The organism is Mycobacterium sp. IDUB_3 (genome assembly GCF_055419585.1).
In genome coordinates, this window is sequence record NZ_JBVAXZ010000001.1 from 802,928 (window position 1) to 823,054 (window position 20,127).

Here is a 20,127-nt window from a genome sequence, read left to right on the forward strand (position 1 = left end):
TGCAGGGATGCGGTGTGAGATTGCGCGCGAAGCGCTGTCGGCTCGACTGGACGGCGAGCGTCCCCAGGTGCTCGCGCAGCAAGTCGACGCCCACCTCGAATCCTGCCGCAGCTGCCGCTCCTGGCTGATCGGCGCGGCGGTGCAGACGCGACGGCTGGCGTCGGTGACTCCCGGTGACGGACCCGATCTGGTCGAGAAGATCATGGCCAGCATCGGCGAGCAGCCCACCGGACACCAGGCCCGGATGCGCTGGTTGCGGTCGCACTACCGCCGGTGGGGCCTGATCGCCGTCGGCCTGTTCCAGGTGGCGATCGCCGCCGCCCAAATCAGCGGCATCGATTTCGGCATGGTGTCGGCTCACATGCACGGCGCGATGTCCGGCGAACACCTGATGCACGAGTCGACGGCCTGGCTGCTGGCGCTGGGCCTGGCCATGATCGCCGCCGGCGTCTGGCCCGCATCAGCGTCGGGGGTCGCCGCGATCACCGGTGTCTATTCCGTTGCGCTGCTGGGTTATGTGATCGTCGACGCCTTCGACGGCGAAGTCACCGCGACCCGCATCGCCAGCCATATGCCCCTGTTGTTGGGCCTGGCGTTCGCATTGCTGGTGGCGCGGGAACGGGTGGGCTCGCACCGACGGCGCGGTTCCGATGCCTCGGACGACGCCGACTTCCCCGCCTGGGCGGCGGACTCACCCAGTGGTCGGCGGCGCGGCCACCTGCGGCCCATCAATCGCGCCGCCATCGACCCGACCACATCCTCTACGACGAGCCGTCGTAGAATCGGAAAACTCGCACAACAAAGGTGGTTGGGCATGACCGCGCCGAGCGACGACGAGGCCGTAACCGAGCTCGCGTTGTCAGCCGCACGCGGCAACTCGCGAGCGCTCGAGTCGTTCATCAAGGCCACCCAGCAAGACGTGTGGCGGTTCGTCGCCTATCTGTCGGATACGGGCAACGCCGACGACCTGACCCAAGAAACCTTCCTGCGCGCCATCGGCGCCATCGAGCGATTCTCCGGGCGCTCGAGCGCGCGGACCTGGCTGCTGTCGATCGCGCGCCGCGTCGTGGCCGACCACATCCGCCACCTGCAATCGCGGCCCCGCGCCGCCCTGGGCGCCGATCCCGAACACGTGGTGCGCGGGGACCGGCACGCCCGCGGATTCGAGGACCTGGTCGAGGTGACGACGATGATCGCCAACCTCAATGCCGAACAGCGCGAAGCGCTTTTGCTCACCCAGCTGCTCGGCCTGCCCTACGCGGATGCCGCCGCGGTCTGCGGCTGCCCGGTGGGCACCATCCGCTCCCGCGTTGCGCGCGCCCGCGACGCGCTGCTGGCCGATGGCGAGCGCGGCCACCTAACCGGCTAGCGCGCCAACCCATTCGGCGGCCTCGGCCACCGTGCCGACGGTCAACACCCCGGCCGGTAGCGGCGGCCGCGCCACCATCACCACCGGAACGTCCAGCGCCGCCGCGGCATCCAGCTTCGCGCGGGTCATGTCCCCGCCGCTGTTCTTGGTGACCAGGGCATCGATGCGGTGATCGCACAGCAGCGCCAACTCTGCGTCGTAGCCGTACGGTCCGCGAGACAGCAGCACGCGGTGATGACGCGGCAGCGCGGACGCGTCGGGGTCGGTGACCGCCCGGATCAGGAACCACGCGTCGCTGCCGGCGAAGGCCCGCACCCCCGAGCGCCCGGTGGTGAGAAATATCCGCGAATAGCCTTGCCGTGCAACGGTTTCAGCGGCACCGGTGTCCGAGTCGACGACGACGGCGGCGCCCGGATCCCAGGCCGGGCGGACCAGGATGAGGTGAGGGATCCGCGATTCAGTGCACGCCGCGGCGGCGTGCGCCGTCATGGTCGCCGCGAACGGGTGGGTCGCGTCGACGACGGCGTCGATGTTTTCGTCGCGCAGCCAGCGCCGTAACCCGTCGACTCCGCCGAAGCCGCCGATGCGCACCGGGCCGACCGGCAGGGCCGGATCCGGAACGCGCCCGGCCAGGGAGCTGACGACATCGACACGCGGGTGCAGGGCTTTCGCCAGTGCGCGGGCCTCCCCGGTGCCGCCGAGCAGCAGGACGCGCATCAATGCCTGCTCCCCCGGGCGCGACCGGTCGAGTACAGGTAGCTGTCGGCGAAGCCGCCGGCGGTCAGCGCGTCGCCGATGATGATCACGGCGGTCTTGGTGATGCCGGCCCGATGCATCTGCGCGGCGATGTCGGCCAGGGTGCCGCGCAGCACCGCCTCTTGCGGCCAGCTCGCGAAAGCCACGACGGCTGCCGGCGTTTCGGGTTGATAGCCGCCTTCGAGAAGCTGCGGGACGATGGAGTCGATCTGGGCGGCGGCCAGATGCAGGATGAGCGTCCCGCCGGATTGGGCCAGGGTCTTCAGGTCCTCGCCGGGCGGCATGGCCGTCGACAGGGTCGCCACCCGGCTCAACGTCACGGTCTGCGCCACCCCCGGAACGGTGAGTTCGCGCTTGAGGGCGGCGGCCGCGGCGGCGAAAGCCGGCACGCCCGGCACGATTTCGTAGTCGATGCCGAGCGAGTCGAGCCGCCTGCATTGCTCGGCCAGCGCGCTGTAGAGCGACGGATCACCGGAATGCAGGCGCGCCACGTCCAGGCCGACGGCGTGCGCCTCGCTCAGCTCGCTGATGATCTGCTCCAGCGTAAGCGGGCCGGTGTCAACCACTTTCGCGTCCGGCGGGCACCACGCCAGTAGGTCGTCGGGCATGATGGAGCCGGCATACAGGCACACCCGGCAGGTTTGCAGGAGCCGCTGGCCGCGCACGGTGATGAGGTCGGCCGCTCCCGGCCCCGCGCCGATGAAATACACCGTCACTTGGTCACCACCCACTGGGTGACGGGATACTGCGGTCGCCAGCCGGTGAAGGCGCCAAGCGGCTCGCCGTGATAGTGCTGGAAGCGTCGCAGCTGACCACCCAGGCGCTGATGTGCTTGTGTCAGAACGGCTTCAGACTCGGTGGTGACCACGTTGGCGACGAGTCGCCCGCCGCCGGGCAGGTGGGCCCAGCACGCGTCGAACAGGCCGGGTCCGGTCAGCCCGCCGCCGATGAAGATCGCCGACGGCGGCTCGGCGCCGTCGAACGCACCGGGGGCGTCGCCGCGCACATCGATGCTGACCCCGAAGGCGGCGGCATTGACCTCGAGGTTGCGCCGGCGTTTGTCGTTGCTCTCGAATGCCACTGCGCTGCAACCCCGTCCGCTCAGGCACCATTCGACGCTGATGCTGCCCGAGCCCGCGCCGACGTCCCACAATCGCTCCCCCGGGCGCGCCGCCAGGGCGGCCAGCGTCACCGCGCGGATGCCTTGTTTGGTGATCTGCCCGTCGTGGGCGAAGGCGTCGTCGGGCAGGGGTGACACGCGTTCGTCGGGCAGGTAGCGCACGGCAATCACGTTGAGGTCGTCGAGATCTCGGTGGTCGGCCCAGTCGCGGGCGGTGCCGTCGCGGCGGTGCTCGTCCGGTGCGCCGAGTCGTTCGAGAACGGTGAACTCCGAATCGCCGCGGCCATGCGCGGTGAGCAGTGCGGCGAGCTGCGTTGGCGTGGACTTGCTTTGCGCCAGCACGATCGCCTGCCCGCCGCGACGCACCGCGGTGTGCGGGGGTGCGGTTACCAGACTGATCACCTCGGTGTCGTGGACATTCCAGCCCATCCGTGCGCACGCCAGCGTCACCGACGACACGTGCGGCAGGACCCTGACGTTGTCGCGGCCGTGCAGCCGGACCAGGGTGCCCCCGATGCCGTGCAGCAGCGGATCGCCGCTGGCCACCACGTGCACATCGCCCGTGTGCTCGTCGAGCAACGTTTGCAGCGCAGGCAACATCGGCGACGGCCACTGCCGCCGGGGCGCGCGAACCGTGTCGTCGAGCAGGTCGAGTTGCCGCTGGGAGCCGTAAATGACTGCGGCCCTGTGGAGTTCGGCGCGCGACGCCTCGCCGAGCCCGGCCATCCCGTCGGCGCCGATTCCGATCACGATGATCATCGCGGCATCCTGCGCCAGACGAACTGCGGCAGCAGTCGCATCACCGCCGCCGCGGGGCCCAGCGCCCACGGGATCCACACGGTGCGGCGGCCCTTCGCGAGCGCACGCGCGGTCGCGCCGGCCACCTGCGCGGGCGTGCTGGACAACGGCGCGGGCGTGATGCCTTCCGTCATGCGCCCGATGACGAATCCCGGCCGGGCGATGAGCAGCCGGACGCCGGTGCCGTGCAGCGCGTCGGCCAGGCCGCTGGCGAAGCCGTCCAGGCCGGCCTTGGCCGAGCCGTAGACGTAGTTGGCGCGGCGCACGCGCGCGCCGGCGATCGAGGAGAACACCACCAGGCGGCCCGTGCCGGCCTTGCGCATGGCCGTGGCCAGATGGGTGAGCAGGCTGACCTGCGCGACGTAGTCGGTGTGGACGACGGCGACCGCGTGCGCGGCGTCGGTTTCGGCGCGCGCCTGGTCGCCCAGGATGCCGAACGCCAGCACCGCGGTGCCGATCCGACCGTGGTCGGCGACGATCGAGGCGACCAGCGGGCCGTGCGACGCCAGGTCGTCGGCGTCGAATTCCCTCGTGTCGACCGCCGTGGCACCGGCGGCTTTGAGCGCGCTGACCTGCTCAGCGAGCTGATCGGCGTTGCGGGCGGCCAGCACGACCGTCGTGCCGGGCGCGAGGAGTCGCGCCAGCTCGATCCCGATCTCGCTGCGGCCGCCCAGGATAAGTACTGGACCTGCGCCCGTGTCGTCCACGGCTGCGATTATCACCTGCGCTAGCGTGAGTGTTGATGGCGAATACCACTACCCGGCTCACCGACGACGCGTTGGCGTTTCTGTCGGAACGCCATCTGGCCATGCTGACCACGCTGCGAGCCGACAATTCACCGCACGTGGTGGCGGTCGGTTTCACCTTCGACCCCAAGACGCACATCGCCCGGGTCATCACCACCGGGGGTTCGCAGAAGGCGGTCAACGCCGATCGCGGCGGACTGGCCGTGCTCAGCCAGGTCGACGGCGCGCGGTGGCTGTCGCTGGAGGGCCGGTCCAGGGTCAACAACGACGTCGACGCGGTGCGCGACGCCGAGCTGCGGTACGCCCAGCGCTATCGCACGCCGCGACCCAACCCGCGACGCGTGGTCATCGAGGTTCAGATCGAGCGGGTGCTGGGGTCGTCGGATCTTCTGGACCGGGGCGAGTAGCTAAGCCGGGTTAGTCTGCAAGACCGGAACTCTGGACCCCAAATTTTCATCAATCAGCGGTCTTTCCTCCGGGGGTCATACTCGGTACCCGAAATATCGTCCCAGAATTTTGGCGAAATCTCTGTCGGTCGGTCTTCCTCGGCAACAGCATCTACCCTCTCCTGAAACTCATCGAGGAGTTGCCGCGCACGCGCAAGCTTTTCCGGACTGGGCGGAGGAACGCCTGCCTCCTCTCTGGTTAAGAAGATCTTTCCCGCAATCTCCCTCACTGTTTAAACCTCCTTGGAGCGTGGATTACATTATTCACTAGTTTTCAACCATGTCGATAATTGTTCGACCGGTTCGCGGATCAATTGTCTTTCGTAGGACTAGAAATCTCGTATTCGCGGGGAACAGGATCTCTAGCTCTGCGGGATACATTGAAAATGCAGAAACATCGCGGCCGGTAAAAGACACGATTCGAAACTCAACGTTTCCAGCGAACGCGGACGACTGCGCGACGACCGGATCTCTTGTTGTGCTGAGGAAAGCTTTTTCTACGATATATTCGCCCGGCCGATACTGGGCAAGCACCTCAGGCGGCAGGTTCGTACCACGCACGACGGAACCCTCGAACGCCGGAAGTTTGCTTAATGCAGCTTTTAATGCTTCGACTCGAGCAGCTTGAGACGCGTCCAAAGCTTCGCTCCTTAACGCCCCGTTTAGGTCTGTATAACCCATGCCAGTGTAGTCAGCGAGTGCCTTCAAATGTTCTGGGCTCAACGGGTCTTCGGGGTTCAGGGGATGTTCGCCGTTGTCGGGACCGTCATCTTGGCCGTTCCTGTCACCGGGTTTGGCGGGTGCATCGGCGTCGGGCGGCACTTTCGGCTCCAGCGGGCCGCCCTCTCCGGGCTTTGGGGAGCCATTTGGCGGTGACTTCGGCCAACCGCCAGAAGGGCCACCGTCACCGGGCAGCTGAGGGTTACGACCGAGCGCCGGCGCCGGCACTTCGGTCGGGCGACCGCTCAGCGGTGGCGAATGGGGCCCCGGTTTGGCCGCCGGGCCAGGTTGCAACGAGCGCGGAGCGGCGGGCGCCGGCTCGACGGGTAGCCCACCATGCGGTGTTGTTGTACGACCAGGAGCATATTCGGCCGAATGCGGAATCGCCGACGGAGCTCTTTCTCCTGCCGCGGCGGCTAAGGGCGGGAGGGGTGCACCCGCAGCGGGGACTCCAGCTGGCTCGTGTGGGCCGTTCCCCGGCACCTCCCTTGGCTCCCGCGTTTCCCTTTCGGGCGTCGGCTCGCGTGGGCCACCCGGTGACACCGGCTCATGCGGACCGTCCTGAGCGGGACTCGCCGGTTCGTGCGGACCCTCCGCCGGTACCGATGCAGGCTCACGCAGGACCTCCGCAGGCAGTGACGTCGGCTCATGTGGAGCAGCGGCCGGGATGCCCGACGGCGCCAGTGGCGGCGCGGATGCCGGATCATGTCGGCCGCCAAGAACTTTCGGTGCCGAAGGCACCGAATCGGGTTCGTGCGGACCACCGTTAGGAACACCCGGCGACGCAGGTGGTCCGTCCGCCCGGCGCGGCACCGGATCATGCGGGGCGCCAGGAACCGACGTCGGCGCGGGCGCCGGTTCATGCGGACCGTCGGTGGGTTCGAGCCTCGGGGCCTCAGGGGGTGTTGGGCCCGGCGCGGGCACCGATGCCTGGGGAGCGCCATCGGCCGGACGAGGTGCCGATTCAACCGGTGCCTCCGGCAACTTTCCTGACGGCAAGCCCACGGGGGTGCCACTGGGCGGAGCAGCATCGTCTTTCGGCAGATCTTGACCGAGACTCTCAAGGCCTTTGGTCAGATCGCTGCCGGTTTTGGCGATGCCAGGCAGCGCACCATCGGCGCCTTCCGCCTCGGCGGCCGCTCCTTTGGCACCCTGAAGTACCTCTTCGCCCTCCGTGAGTTCACCGGTCGCCTCAGCGCCGCCCGCTGCCTCCGCAGCTTTCCCGCCAGCCTTCGCCTCCCCACCGCCGCCGGCCATGGTTGCAAGATCGAAGCCGATCTCGCCGAGCCCCACCGCGGGCCGGTCTGAGGTCAAATCGTCCCAGTGGGTAAGGCCCTTCACGAGGCCGAGATCGGTTTTCGCGGCGCCGCCTGGGTCGAATAGCGCATACGCCGGGATGGATTGGAGCGCAGTCTTATCCAGTGCGGCCCAACTGACCGTGGCCCATTTCGGATCGAAGGCAAAGCGACTCGGATCAAGTTGACCTTCGAGTTCCACAGCTCCAACCGCGCCTTTGAAGACGCCTTCTCCGAAATCTGCCCATGCATCGAAGTAGCCCGCCGCAACACTCCCGACGTCCTCGCCGAAGAATTCGACCAACTGGCCTTCCATCAAGTTCTTCCCCTGAACCACCAGACGATCGATGATCTGCATTCCGGTTTTCAGAACTTGTTCGCGTGCACGGGCTTCACGCTTCATGTTGTGCAGTACGCCGTTGATGTCTTTGGCAATCTTTTCGAGCTCATCGAGCGCATCGCCTTCGAAGATCAATATCGCGTCGTGGACCAGATCGGTCAGAGACCCCAACCGTTTCAACAGATCCCGAATCTTGTTCTGGGCGTCGTCCACCTCGTCCGCGAACTTGTCCAGGGCATCGGCCAGCTTGTCGCATTGCGCGCCCAATCTGCCCATCGTGGCGGCGAGTGAGGCCAGATTGTGCTGGACCAACGCGCCTTCCGGTATCCGCTGCCCAGCGATCGCCGACTTCTGGCCGTTGAGCGCGGCTTGCGCCCCGCTGAGCGACGCGCCAAGCCCGCGCCAACAACCCGCGGCCGCGTGCATTCCTACCGCGTTGCCATTCGGCCACACGTCGTCAAGCAGCGATTCCACGACCCCCCACAACAGTGGTCGGGCCACGCCCGGACCCATGACGCCCGGCGCATTAGGAGGCGCGACTTTCGCGGGTTGCCCGGGCGACGGCAGTACATGGCCACCGCCACCTACTTTCGAGGCTGCCTCTGCCCGTGAGTAGTTCAACGCCGAAAGCTGAATTTTGGCCCCGAGTTTCCGGCAAGCATTGATCCCGGCAGCTACCCCGGTCAACAATGACCGAGCCGCGTTCTGATAGTTCAGCGCAAACACCATTCCAGCGGAATCCTGGCCGCTGTTGATCCCGAATCCGGCCGACAATGGGCCCCGGGCTGTGGCAATACCGTCGCCAACAACGCTCACACCGGTGCCGGCGACAAACATCGCCTCCGGATCGACAGCCAAGGGAGCCACGTGCGGAATTTTCGCTCAGGGCCGCCCGTCGCCGCTATTCACCCAATGATCGCTTCGCCAAGCTAGCCACGATGACCGAGCGCCACAACTCACCGATCAACAGTCACTCCGGCCGTCAACGTGATGCGGTGTCGCCCGGGCGACACCGTGACGGTCGGCCCGGTCGGTTCCCCATCGAGCTGCACATCAACCGCCGCAGGCAAGCCACCGAGCGTGATCTTGGTGGCGACATCGGTGGACACCGAGATGGTCGACTTCGGCAAGGCGGCCAGCCCGGCACGCGCGACATCGACCCTCAGACCGCCAACCCCCTTGAGGCGCAGCGTCAGATACGGCAGCGGATCGACGGGGCGTCCCACTTGCCAGTCCAGCTCGCTGTACAGCCCGGGCGTCGGCTCAAAGCCTGGAATGAGGCCGCGATGGTGCCGGATGGTGTGCGTGGGGTCCGGCCGCGCGTACGAGCGCGCGTCGACCTCCGCGACGCACCCGCGCCGCGCGGTCACCTCGGGATCGGCGGCCAGCTCCGACAACCACCACACCTGGTGCGGCCCGATACCCAGATCGTCGCGCACCAGCTGCGGATACCAGGCGAACGTGATGTGTCCCGGATCCCCTTGGCGCAGAGCGGTTCCCATGTGGGAGATCGGATCCTCGAACTTGTCCTGAAACACCCAGGCGATGTGATCCTCGAGCGGGTAAACGCTGAACCGGTGCCGGTAACCCAGCCGGTCCAGCTCCAGCACCTGCTCGGCGGCCGAGGCGAACGGCACCAGTTCGTCAAGCAGCCCATGGGCGATGACGTAGGGCAGCCACCGGGCGTTCACCAGCAGCTTCCAGGTATCGCCTTCACGGGCACACGGCGAGTCCAGGTCGAGGTCGGCGGGAATGTCGACGTGGGGCAGCAGCCGCACACCGCACGTCGGCGGCCCGGCCAGCACCACCGCCTGCGAGAACACCTGCGGGTAGCTCAACCCCAGCTTGTATGTCGCATACCCGCCCATCGAATAGCCGGAGATCACAGTGCGATTCGGATCGGTGCCCAGTTGTTCGGCCACCCGCGCCCATACTTCCCAGACGTCGAGTTCGCCGGTGTCGAAGTACCAGGTGGACGGCCCCCGGGCCAACGGCGTGACCACCACCGAGTCGCGGCCCTCGCAGACTTCGTGCAGCAGCCGCGGGTCGATCGCGGCGAACTGGCTCTGCCCGAGCGACAGCGAGTGCAGCAGCAAGGTCAGCGGCAGCGCGCGGCCCGGCGCATAGCTTGACGGCAGGCAGATCGAATACGGCTGCACCCGGCCGAGGAACTGCGGCTTGGTGCTCAGGATGTCGTTGGCTGCCCAACCCTGTTCCAGGCCCTGGCCGAGTTCCATCGACGACACGTACCACCGGGTGGACGGGCCGGTGATCACCGGTTCGGGAGCCGTTTCGCCGGCCGCCAGCCGAGCCCACGACACCGTCAGCGCGAACTCTGAGACGTCGCCATGTGTCAGGGCGGCGGCCTGGGCGGCGTCCGACCAGAAGTTCAGGTGCGGCGGCTCCTGCTCGTTGGTGCGGAATGCCACGTTGTAGACGTTGGGTTGCCCGGGCAGCGCACCGTGCAGGGCGGACACGTCGGCAAACCCGTCTCCTGCCGCGTTGGCCAGTCCCGCGACCAGGCGGACCGTCCAGCTTCCCGTGGGTTCCGCCAGCGACCGCGGGACCTGCGCCACGAAAGACCGCGACTGCATGTCGACGCTGTGCTCGACGGGCGTCTTGACCTGAGTGGCCAGGTCGATCAGCGCGGCGCCGCTTCCCGAGACCAGCAGGGCCGCATCGATGCCCTTAGAGCGCACGCCGGCTCCGGCGGGCCAGTCCTCGCCTGCGGTTCGGGCGGGGTCGGTGTCGAAGGTGAACAGCGCAACGGGAATTGAGGCGTCCAGCAGGGTGTTCCAGTCGATCCGCCACCAGGTGTGGGTGTCGGTGAGCCCGATGGCGACGCGGAAGATGTCGGCGCCGTTGCCGGCCGCCGGGCCGTCGGGATAGACGTAGGTTCCGCGTGGCGGCGCCTGAATCTTCAGGTCGCCGATCGGGATGCCGGTCGCGCCATGATCGTCGTAGAGGAAGTCGGTCCAGAACAGGGCACCGCCGGCCAGCCGGCCGGCGCCGCAGGTGCGCGGGAACTCCTCACCGAACGGCCATCCCGCGGGCGTGGGGAGCTTGGGTTCGGGGCGCCGCGCGGCCGGCGGCACACCCTCGGGCATCCCGTCGACCACGATGAGCTCGGCGGGCGGTGCCGGTGCGGGTGCGGGTGCTTTGGGATGCAAGATCGCGTCGGCAACATGGCGCGCGATGCGAATCGGAAGCAGCGGGAGATCCAGAATTGACATCACGCCCAACCTACGCGTGCCCAGTGACGCGTCGGTCAGGCCACCGGAACCACGACCAGTTCATGTGGGCGGTTGTTGACGGCCAGGGCGCCGTCGGGCGTGACGACGACGATGTCCTCGATGCGCGCACCCCACCGGCCCGGGAAATAGATGCCCGGCTCGATCGAAAACGCCATGCCCTCGGCTAGGGGCAGATCGTTTCCGGCCACGATGTAGGGCTCTTCATGCACCGACAGGCCGATCCCATGCCCGGTCCGGTGCACGAAATACTCGGCGAGCCCTTCGGCGGCCAGCACGTCGCGGGCGGCGGCGTCGACCTGCTCGGCCGTCACCCCGGGGCGCACCGCCTCATACGCTGCGCGCTGTGCGCGTTGCAGCACCGAATACTGTTCAGCGACTTGGGGATTCGGCTCACCGATGCTGTAAGTGCGCGTCGAATCGGAGTTATAGCCGGGTTCATAGGAGCCGCCGATATCGACGACGACGATGTCACCGACCTGTAGTTCGCGGTCCGAGTATCCGTGGTGCGGGTCGGCACCATGCGGCCCGGACCCGACGATGATGAACGCGACCTCGGAATGTCCTTCGGCCACAATGGCTTCCGCGATGTCGGCGGCAACGTCGGCCTCGGTGCGGCCCGGCGCCAGGAACTCCGGCACCCGGGCGTGCACCCGGTCGATGGCGGCCCCGGCTTTGCGTAGCGCGTCGACTTCGCATTCCTCCTTGACCATTCGCAGCGTGCGCAACACATCGGTGGCCAGGACAGGCAGCACGCGGAGCACTCCGGCCAGCGGCAGCAGGTGCAACGCCGGCATGGCATCGGTGACGGCGGTCGCGGCGGGGGCACCGCCCAGCGCGGCGCCCACCAGATCGTACGGATTGTCACCGTCGACCCAATCCCGCACCGCCAGTCCGAGTTCGGCGATGGCCGACCCCTTGAGCGAGGCCAGCTCGAGGCGCGGCACCACCACCGTCGGATCACCCGAGGCCGGCAACACCAGCGCGGTGAACCGTTCCAGCGTCTGTGCACGCGACCCGACGAGGTAGCGCAGGTCATACCCCGGTGTGATCACCAGCCCGGCCAGGCCTGCGTCGGCGGCCGCCGCGGCGGCCGCGGGCAGCCGGCGTTCATACACTGCTGCGTCGAAGCGGTGAGACTCCATGGCAGCCAGGCTAATGCTCGATCGCACGTCTCCTCGCGGCGGCGTGAGACCATAACCGGCATGCCAGCACCCCGTTCGCCGCTCGTGCTGCTCGACGGCGCCAGCATGTGGTTTCGCTCGTACTTCGGGGTGCCGTCCTCGATCACCGCGCCCGATGGCCGGCCCGTCAACGCCGTTCGGGGATTCATCGATTCCGTCGCGGTGGTGATCACCCAGCAGCGGCCCAGCCGGCTGGCCGTCTGCCTGGACCTCGACTGGCGGCCGCAGTTCCGGGTGGACCTCGTCCCGTCCTACAAGGCCCACCGGGTGGCCGAGGAAGAGCCGCGGAACGAGCCGGACATCGAGGAAGTCCCGGACGACCTGACGCCCCAGATCGACATGATCGCCGAACTCCTCGACGCGTTCGGGATTCCGACGGCCGGGGCGGAGGGTTTCGAGGCCGACGACGTGCTCGGCACCCTGGCGGCGCAGGAACGCAAGGATCCGGTGGTGGTGGTCAGCGGTGACCGCGACCTGCTGCAGGTGGTGTCGGACGATCCCGTCCCGGTCCGGGTTCTCTACCTCGGCCGCGGGCTGAGCAAAGCCACGCTGTTCGGGCCCGACGAGGTGGCCGAACACTATGGCGTGCCGGTGGATAGGGCCGGCCCCGCCTACGCCGAGCTCGCCCTGCTGCGCGGCGATCCGTCCGACGGCCTGCCCGGGGTCCCGGGCGTCGGCGAGAAGACCGCGGCCGCTCTGCTGGCCCAGCACGGCTCGCTGGAGCGGATCCTGGCCGCCGCCCACGACCCGAAGTCGAAGATGGCCAAGGGCGTACGCGCGAAACTGCTGGCCGCGCTGGATTACATCGAGGCGGCCGGGAAGGTGGTTCGGGTGGCCACCGACGCCCCGGTCACCTTCTCGACACCCGACGACGAACTACCGCTGGTCGCCGCCGATCCGCAACGTACCGCCGAACTGGCGACGGAACTGGGCGTCGGCTCGTCGATCGCCCGCCTGCAGAAGGCCCTGGACGCGCTGCCGAACTGACGTGGCCGACGGCTACTGCGGCCGGCCGACCTCGTAGGTGCCCTTGTTGTCCTGGAAGGTCACCGTCACATGCTTGGGCGCGCCGTCGATGCTGACGTCGCAGTCGAACGTCGCGCCCTTCTTGACGGTGGGGTTCTGGCCGTGGTTGCACTTGACGTTCTGGACGTTCTTCGCGCCGTAGCCGTTGGTTTCGTCGCTGAGCACCTGCTGGACCCCGGACTGCGCCTTGTTGACGTCCAGCTTGGTGGTGACGAAGAACCCGGGCTGCCAGAAGCCGAGCACCAGCACGACCGCGATGAGCAGAAAGGCGATCGCGCCGCCCACGCCGGCGATCAGCCCGACCGGTCGCTTCTTGCCGGGCTGCTCGTAGTCGGGGTACTGCTGCGGGTACTGGCCCGGCTGGCCGTACTGGCCGGGCTGCGGGTACTGGCCGGGCTGGCCATATTGGCCGGGCTGCGGGTACTGGCCGTACTGGCCCGGCTGCGCGTACTGCCCGGGCTGGGCGTATTGGCCGGGCTGTCCGTACTGACCGGGCTGCGCGTAGCCCGGCTGCTGCTGGGGGTACTGCTGCGGGTACGCCTGTTCGGCCGGCTGTTGGTACTGGGGGTAGTCGGCGGGGGGCGTGTAGGCCGGGGCCTGCCACGACGTCTTCTGGTTCGACTGCTCGTTCCAGGTGGGTGCGACCTGAGTCGGCTCCGACGAGTGATCGCTACCTTGACCCTGACCAGGAGGTTGCCACTGCTGGTCCGATCCCTGCGGTCCGCTCATCTTTCTCCCTCAGCCCTTGTGTCTTGGCATGAACTATCGGCGCTTAACGGTAGCTCCGGCCTAGCCTACCCGGCGTCAACTGCGACGACGCCGCGCCGAATGTCATTGATGGCCCGCTTGGCGGTGGCCCGTAACTCGGCGTCCGGAGCGGCGTTGCGGACCTGATCCAGTAGGTCGAGCGCCTGGCGGCACCAGCGCACGAAGTCCCCCGCGAGCAGGGGTGATCCGGTGCCGGCGGGGTCGGCGGCCGCCAGCGCCGCGGCCAGATCTCCGGTCCTGGCCCAGCGGTATATGACGTTGACGAAGCCGTCGTCGGGTTCGCGGCTCGGGGCGATGTGGTGCGTTTGCTCATCGGCGCGCAGCGCCATCGACAGCCGCGACGTCTGCTGCAACGCCTGCCGCACTTGCTGGGTGGGCGCGTCGGCCGCGAAGCCCGCCCCGGGCCCCTCCCCACCCCGGGTTTCGTACAGCACCGTCGAGACCACCGCCGCCAGCTCGGCAGGCTTCAGTCCCGACCACGCGCCGGTGCGCAGGCATTCGGCGACCAGCAGGTCGCTTTCGCTGTAGATGCGTGCCAGCAACCGGCCGTCGTCGGTGACGCGCGGGTCGCCGTCGCGCCCTTCGATGAAACCGCGCTCGGTGAGCAGCCCGACGATCCGGTCGAAGGTCCGGGCCAGCGAATTGGTGGCCGCCGCAACCTTTCTCTCCAATTGGGCGTTGTCGCGTTCGATCCGCAGATAGCGCTCGGCCTGCCGCACCTGTGCCTCCAGGCCGGGCGTGTTGTGCGAGGGGTGCCGGCGCAGTTGTTCGCGCAACGCCGCCAACTCGGGATCGTGGAATTCGCCGTCGGAGTCCCCGCGCCCGCCGCGGTGCCGGGCCGGGACGGTCAGCCCGGCGGCGGCCGATCGCAGCGCCGACGCCAGATCGCGCCGGACCCGCGGCTGACGGTGTTCGACCCGCTTGGCCAGTGACATCGAGCCGACGGGTGCGGACGCGCCCGAGTAGTCGGCCGCCGAAATCCTTCCCGCCCAGCGGTTTTCGGTGAGCACTAGCGGCCGCGGGTCGGAGCTGTCGCGGGCGGATTCCAGCACCACGGCCAGGCCACCGCGCCGGCCGTGGGTGATGTTGATGATGTCACCGCGGCGCAGCGCGGCCAGCGCATCGCTCGCGGCCTGCCGTCGCTGCAGCCGGGACGCGCGCGACTGCGCGCGCTCCATCTCGCTGATGCGTGCCCGCATGCGCGCATATTCGAGGATCGGCGCCTTCGGTCCGCCGAGTTCACCGGCGATCTCGTCGAGCATCGCGGTGCCGCGCTCGATGCCGCGGACCAGCCCGACCACGGAGCGGTCGGCCTGATACTGCGCGAATGACTGCTCCAGCAACCGATGGGCCTGCTCGGGGCCCATCTGCTGGACCAGGTTGATCGTCATGTTGTACGACGGGGCGAACGAGCTGCGCAGCGGGAAGGTGCGGGTGGAGGCCAGTCCGGCCACCGCGGATGGCTCGGTGGTCTCCTCGGTCGGATTCCACAGCACCACCGCGTGGCCCTCGACGTCGATGCCGCGCCGCCCGGCGCGGCCGGTGAGCTGCGTGTACTCCCCCGGTGTCAGCGCCACGTGCTGCTCGCCGTTGAACTTCACCAGCCGCTCGAGCACCACCGTGCGGGCGGGCATGTTGATGCCGAGCGCCAACGTCTCGGTGGCGAACACGGCCCTGACCAGCCCGGCGGTGAACAGCTCCTCAACCGTATGGCGGAAGACGGGCAGCATCCCGGCGTGGTGGGCCGCCAAACCGCGTAGTAGTCCCTCGCGCCACTCGTAGTAGCCGAGCACGCCGAGGTCGGCGTCGGCGAGATCGCCGCACCGGTGCTCGATCACCTCGGCGATCTGTGCGCGCTCCTCCTGGGTGGTCAGCTGCAGGGGCGAGCGCAGGCACTGCTGGACGGCGGCGTCGCAGCCGGCCCGGGAGAACACGAACGTGATCGCCGGCAGCAGCCCCTCGGAGTCCAGGCTGGCGATCACGTCCGGCCGCGACGGCGTCCGGTAGAAGCGCGGACGCGACGGCCGCCCGGTGCTTCCCCTTCCCGCCTGGCGCCGGGGTTGCCAGTCCGTCATGCGGTCCGCCTCGCGGCGATGCGAAATGTGACGCACCAGTTCGGGATTGACGCGCGGCTGACGATCCGCGGCCGGTTTCTCGTTGTCGTAATCGAAAAGATCCAGCAGACGCTTGCCCACCAACACGTGTTGCCACAGCGGCACGGGCCGGTGCTCGTCGACCACCACCGTCGTGTCGCCGCGCACGGTCTGGATCCAGCCACCGAATTCCTCGGCATTGCTGACCGTCGCCGAGAGGCTGACCACCCGCACCTCGTCGGGCAGGTGCAGGATCACCTCCTCCCACACCGGTCCCCGCATGCGGTCGGCGAGGAAATGCACTTCGTCCATCACCACATATGAAAGCCCATGTAGCGCAGGCGAATCCGCGTAGAGCATGTTGCGCAGCACTTCGGTGGTCATGACCACCACGGGCGCATCGGCGTTCACCGACATGTCGCCGGTGAGCAGGCCGATGCGATCACGGCCGTAGCGCGCCGTGAGGTCGGTGTGCTTTTGGTTGCTCAGCGCTTTCAGCGGCGTGGTGTAGAAGCACTTGCCGCCGGACGCCAGCGCGAGGTGCACGGCGAATTCGCCGACCACCGTCTTGCCGGCGCCCGTGGGCGCGCAGACCAGCACGCCGTGGCCTCGTTCGAGCGCCGCGCATGCCCGGCGCTGAAAACCGTCGAGCGCGAAGGGCAATTCGGCGGTGAACCGGGTGAGCTCCACCAGCTCCGCCACGTCAGGGGGCGGCGACGGGTCAGGTGACATCGTCGTGTTGCCCGGCGGTGAACGACGGCTCCGGTATCGCGGTGGGCGGTTCGATGACCGATGCTTCGTCGTCGGGAATCACGGCCTGGGCTTCACGTTTGGCCTTCCGTCTGTCGTGCAGCCGGGAGATCTGGATGGCGAACTCCAAGAGGACGGACAGCGCCAATCCGAGCGCGGTCATCGAAAACGGGTCGGATCCGGGGGTGAAGACCGCCGCGAACGCGAACATCGCGAAGATCAGCCCGCGCCGCCACGCCTTGAGCCGCTCGTAGGGCAGCACGCCGATGGTGTTGAGCATGACGATGAGCAGCGGGAATTCGAAGCTGACGCCGAAAACCACCAGCAGGTTGATCAGAAAGCCGAAATACCGGTCGCCCGACAGCGCGGTCACCTGGACGTCGCTACCGACGGTCAGCAGAAAGCCCAGCGCCTTGGCGAGTACGAAGTAGGCCAGCACCGCGCCGACGACGAACAGCACCACGGCGGGGATGACGAACGCGACCGCGAAGCGGCGTTCCTTCTGGTACAGACCGGGCGTGATGAACGCCCAGAGCTGGTAGAACCACACCGGGCAGGCCAGCACCACCCCCGCCGTCAGTCCGACCTTGAGCCGCAGCATGAACTGGTCGAACGGCGCCGTGGCCAGCAGCCGACATTGGCCACCGGGGCTGATCTCCGCGCGCGCCGACCGCGGCAGCGAACAGTAGGGATGCCGCAACCACTCGCCGAGGCTTTCCAGCCCGAAGATCGAATGCGAGTACCAGACGAACCCGAAGATCGTGGTCACCAGGATGGCGGCCAGGGAGATCAGCAGCCGGGTGCGCAGCTCGGTCAGATGGTCGACCAGCGACATGGTCGCATCCGGGTTGGTTCGGCTGCGCCGGTTACGAGGGTTGAGGCGCCTCAGCAGGCCGGAAGTGCGCGCTGAAACCTTGAAGACTCTCACGATGCTCGGTCAGTGGCGCTCGGGCAGCGCGACGATGATGGCGGCTACGCCGGACGTGCTTCGCTGTGCCCCTGCTCGCTGGGCGCCGGCGCGTCGACCCGCTGCGACTGCACGGGGGTGGGGTTCGCCGCGGAGGCCTCGCTCTGGGTCCCCAGGGCCGACGTCTCCGCTTTGTTCTCCGTCTGCATTTCGCGGAGCTCGGACTTGAAGATCCGCATCGACTTACCCAACGAACGCGCCGCATCGGGGAGCTTCTTGGCACCGAACAGCAAGATCACCACGACCGCGAGGATCGCCCAGTGCCACGGACTAAGACTGCCCACTTTGATTACCTCCAGACGTTGACCTGATGCTACCGCAGTAGCGCCATGTGGCGGCGGGCCCGCGCCGCGCAGCGGTGGACCATGTCGCCCGGGCTTTTATGAGCTCAGGGCTTCGTAGGACGTCACGGCGGCCGCGGCGGCGTCCCGCACCCGCTGCGCCAGGGACGCGGGCTGCAGCACCTGCACGTCGGACCCGAAGCCCAGTACCAGCCGCGTCATCCAATCCTCGGAGGCGTAGGTCATCACCGCCTCGCAGGATCCGTCCGGCAATTCGCGCACTTCGCGCATCGGGTAGTACTCGAACATCCAGGACGCCGCGGGTGCCACCCGCAGAGTGGCCGCCGGCAGCGACGGGTCGCCGTCGAAGAGCGAGGTGTCCGGCGGGGCGTGCAGCGCGGGTTCGGGCGGCGTGGCCGGCTCGTCGAGCTCGCTGGCGTCCACGATCCGGTCGAAACGGAACAACCGAACGCCCTCGGCCTCGCGTGACCAGGCCTCCAAGTAGCTCTGGCCGCCGATCAGCAGCACCCGGATGGGGTCGACGACCCGGCTGGTCAGGGTGTCGTGGGAGGCGGAGTAGTAGTCGATGGCCAGCGCGTGCCTGGACTGGACGGCCGCGCGCACCGCGGCGGCGGCGCGGTTCTCCACCGGCGCGGGCTCGTCGACGGCCGACGACGCATGGGAGGCGTCGTGCCCGACGGCTCCCGCGGCGCCCTCGATCTTGGCGATGGCACTGCGCGCGGCGTCGGGGTCGACGACGCCCGGAATGTCGACCAGCGCCCGCAGCGCCACCAGCAGTCCGGTGGCCTCCGGCGAGGTGAGCTTCAGCGGCCGGTCGATCCCCGCGGAGAACGTCACCTCGATGGTGTCCCCGGAGAACTCGAAATCGATGAGGTCACCAGGGAGGTAGCCGGGCAGCCCGCACATCCACAGCTGGTTGAGGTCGTCTTCCAGCTGCTTGGCCGACACCCCCAGATCGGCGGCCGCCTTGGCCCGGGTGACCCGCGGATTGGCCTGGAAATACGGCACCATGTTCAGCAGCCGGATCAGCCGCGTGGAGATCGGCGTCATGCGGACACTCCCCCGCGGCTGGGCGGTTGCCCCGCGCCAACGACGTCCGCGCCCGCGTGCGCGCGCAGCCGGGCCAGCACGTCGTCGCGCAGCGTCTGCGGGTCGAGTACCAGGGCGTCGGCACCGTAGCCGGCGATGTCGCGGGCCAGCTGGTCGGCGGAGGAGATGTCGAGCTCGATCACCTCGCCGCCGCGACCGCCGATCTGGCGCGCGTCGACGGGCTTGCCGGCGCGCCGCAGCGCGGTGGCCCGCCCGTCGGCCACCCATACCCGGGCCTGTCCGACGGTCGGCGCCGACACGTCGGTTACGGTCTGGGCCACGATCTTGCGCAGGTCGACGTCCTTCGGCACGGTGACGGCGCCCGTCGGGCCGATCGGCGTCACGTCCGGACCGATCCGGGAGAGCCGGAAGGTGCGGGTCGCGTCGCGGTCGCGGTCGTGGCCCACCAGGTACCAGCGGCCCTTCTCGGTGACCACTCCCCAGGGCTCGACGGTGCGGGTGGCGTATGGCTCGGCCCGGGACGGCCGATGCGGAAACTGCACGGCCTGGCGGGAATCGATGGCGGACAACAGAACTCCGAGTACTTCTTCCGAGCCACGCAGGCCTGGCACCCCGGCCGGCGACGCGATGGCGACCGGCGCGTCCGGATCGACGTCGACGCCGGCCGCGCGCAGTTTGAGCAGCGCGCCCTGGGTCGCGGTGATGAGTTCGGGCGACTCCCACAGCTGGGTCGCCACGGCGACCGCGGCCGCCTCGTCGGCGGTCAGGTCGACCGGCGCGAGCGAGTAGGCGTCGCGGTTGATCCGGTAGCCCTCGGTGGGGTCCCAGGCCGACGCCCGGCCGACCTCGAGCGGGATGCCGAGGTCACGCAGCTCGTTCTTGTCCCGCTCGAACATGCGCGAGAACGCCTCGGCGCTGGCGCTGTCCGAGTAACCCGCCACGCTCGACCTGATCTTCTCCGCCGAGATGTAGCCGCGGGTGGACAGCAGGGCGATGACCAGATTGACCAGCCGCTCGACTTTTGACGTCGCCATTGGCTCCAGATTATTCGATGGTGCTCGTCTGGCGCTTCCGCGGCCGCTCGCGTCGCGGTATTCGCCGCTTCTTCTGTGCGGGTGGTGCTGAGGGACGGATGCCGGACCGACG

Annotated in this window: 16 protein-coding genes and 1 pseudogene; 4 read left to right on the forward strand and 13 right to left on the reverse strand. The window is 68.5% G+C overall.

From position 1 onward, the window contains the following. Positions 1 to 7: 7 nt before the first annotated feature. Together ACZYVJ_RS03485 and sigC are read left to right on the forward strand one after the other, a co-directional pair. Positions 8 to 700: pseudogene (locus ACZYVJ_RS03485) on the forward strand (DUF2275 domain-containing protein); the annotation flags it as partial. 114 nt (positions 701 to 814) lie between these two features. Further along, the gene (sigC, locus tag ACZYVJ_RS03490; RefSeq protein ID WP_463832816.1) at positions 815 to 1,369 is read left to right on the forward strand and encodes an RNA polymerase sigma factor SigC; all 555 of its coding nucleotides are present in this window, start codon (positions 815 to 817) and stop codon (positions 1,367 to 1,369) included. Here the strand turns inward: sigC and ACZYVJ_RS03495 are convergent. The 4 genes from ACZYVJ_RS03495 to ACZYVJ_RS03510 are packed head-to-tail and all read right to left on the reverse strand — an operon-like array spanning position 1,358 to position 4,750. Further along, the gene (locus tag ACZYVJ_RS03495) at positions 1,358 to 2,086 is read right to left on the reverse strand and encodes a cobalt-precorrin-6A reductase (RefSeq protein ID WP_463829748.1); all 729 of its coding nucleotides are present in this window, start codon (positions 2,084 to 2,086) and stop codon (positions 1,358 to 1,360) included. The genes sigC and ACZYVJ_RS03495 overlap by 12 nt on opposite strands. Continuing rightward, the gene (gene cobM, locus ACZYVJ_RS03500) at positions 2,086 to 2,841 is read right to left on the reverse strand and encodes a precorrin-4 C(11)-methyltransferase (protein ID WP_463829749.1); all 756 of its coding nucleotides are present in this window, start codon (positions 2,839 to 2,841) and stop codon (positions 2,086 to 2,088) included. Before cobM ends, ACZYVJ_RS03495 begins: the two co-directional genes overlap by 1 nt. Then, entirely contained in the window at positions 2,838 to 4,004 is a 1,167-nt protein-coding gene (cbiE, locus tag ACZYVJ_RS03505; protein WP_463829750.1) for a precorrin-6y C5,15-methyltransferase (decarboxylating) subunit CbiE, read from the reverse strand. Before cbiE ends, cobM begins: the two co-directional genes overlap by 4 nt. Beyond that, positions 4,001 to 4,750, reverse strand: a complete 750-nt coding sequence (locus ACZYVJ_RS03510) for an SDR family NAD(P)-dependent oxidoreductase (RefSeq protein WP_463829751.1) — start codon at positions 4,748 to 4,750, stop codon at positions 4,001 to 4,003. The genes cbiE and ACZYVJ_RS03510 overlap by 4 nt, the downstream gene beginning before the upstream one ends. 29 nt (positions 4,751 to 4,779) lie before the next feature. Between ACZYVJ_RS03510 and ACZYVJ_RS03515 the strand changes: the two genes are divergently transcribed. Continuing rightward, positions 4,780 to 5,196, forward strand: coding sequence for a F420-dependent biliverdin reductase (locus tag ACZYVJ_RS03515; protein ID WP_463829752.1), 417 nt, complete (start codon positions 4,780 to 4,782; stop codon positions 5,194 to 5,196). A gap of 306 nt (positions 5,197 to 5,502) precedes the next feature. Here ACZYVJ_RS03515 and ACZYVJ_RS03520 read toward each other — a convergent pair whose 3' ends face one another. The 3 genes from ACZYVJ_RS03520 to ACZYVJ_RS03530 all read right to left on the reverse strand — a co-directional run bounded on the left by ACZYVJ_RS03520 (position 5,503) and on the right by ACZYVJ_RS03530 (position 11,986). Beyond that, on the reverse strand, positions 5,503 to 8,457 hold the full coding sequence (locus ACZYVJ_RS03520) for an ADP-ribosyltransferase (protein WP_463829753.1): 2,955 nt from the start codon (positions 8,455 to 8,457) through the stop codon (positions 5,503 to 5,505). An 89-nt stretch (positions 8,458 to 8,546) separates the two neighbouring features. Beyond that, the gene (locus ACZYVJ_RS03525; RefSeq protein WP_463829754.1) at positions 8,547 to 10,823 is read right to left on the reverse strand and encodes an alpha/beta hydrolase-fold protein; all 2,277 of its coding nucleotides are present in this window, start codon (positions 10,821 to 10,823) and stop codon (positions 8,547 to 8,549) included. A 35-nt stretch (positions 10,824 to 10,858) separates the two neighbouring features. Beyond that, positions 10,859 to 11,986, reverse strand: a complete 1,128-nt coding sequence (locus tag ACZYVJ_RS03530; RefSeq protein WP_463829755.1) for a M24 family metallopeptidase — start codon at positions 11,984 to 11,986, stop codon at positions 10,859 to 10,861. A gap of 60 nt (positions 11,987 to 12,046) precedes the next feature. On the opposite strand from ACZYVJ_RS03530, the gene ACZYVJ_RS03535 reads away from it, so the two are divergent. Further along, entirely contained in the window at positions 12,047 to 13,012 is a 966-nt protein-coding gene (locus tag ACZYVJ_RS03535; RefSeq protein ID WP_463829756.1) for a 5'-3' exonuclease, read from the forward strand. 12 nt (positions 13,013 to 13,024) lie between these two features. Here the strand turns inward: ACZYVJ_RS03535 and ACZYVJ_RS03540 are convergent, their stop codons facing one another. The 6 genes from ACZYVJ_RS03540 to ACZYVJ_RS03565 form a co-directional block, all read right to left on the reverse strand. Then, positions 13,025 to 13,780, reverse strand: a complete 756-nt coding sequence (locus tag ACZYVJ_RS03540) for a DUF4333 domain-containing protein (RefSeq protein WP_463829757.1) — start codon at positions 13,778 to 13,780, stop codon at positions 13,025 to 13,027. Between the two features lie 65 nt (positions 13,781 to 13,845). Beyond that, positions 13,846 to 16,614: a DEAD/DEAH box helicase gene (locus ACZYVJ_RS03545; RefSeq protein WP_463832817.1), complete on the reverse strand. Its 2,769-nt coding sequence runs from the start codon at positions 16,612 to 16,614 to the stop codon at positions 13,846 to 13,848. A gap of 19 nt (positions 16,615 to 16,633) precedes the next feature. Beyond that, entirely contained in the window at positions 16,634 to 17,590 is a 957-nt protein-coding gene (gene tatC, locus ACZYVJ_RS03550; protein ID WP_463829758.1) for a twin-arginine translocase subunit TatC, read from the reverse strand. 44 nt (positions 17,591 to 17,634) lie between these two features. Continuing rightward, positions 17,635 to 17,913: a Sec-independent protein translocase subunit TatA gene (tatA, locus tag ACZYVJ_RS03555; RefSeq protein ID WP_463829759.1), complete on the reverse strand. Its 279-nt coding sequence runs from the start codon at positions 17,911 to 17,913 to the stop codon at positions 17,635 to 17,637. 96 nt (positions 17,914 to 18,009) lie between these two features. After that, complete coding sequence (locus ACZYVJ_RS03560; RefSeq protein ID WP_463829760.1) at positions 18,010 to 18,981, reverse strand: helix-turn-helix transcriptional regulator; 972 nt, start codon at positions 18,979 to 18,981, stop codon at positions 18,010 to 18,012. Then, a complete protein-coding gene (locus ACZYVJ_RS03565; protein ID WP_463829761.1) occupies positions 18,978 to 20,015 on the reverse strand; it encodes a helix-turn-helix transcriptional regulator in 1,038 nt (345 codons plus the stop codon). The genes ACZYVJ_RS03560 and ACZYVJ_RS03565 overlap by 4 nt, the downstream gene beginning before the upstream one ends. Positions 20,016 to 20,127 lie beyond the last annotated feature (112 nt).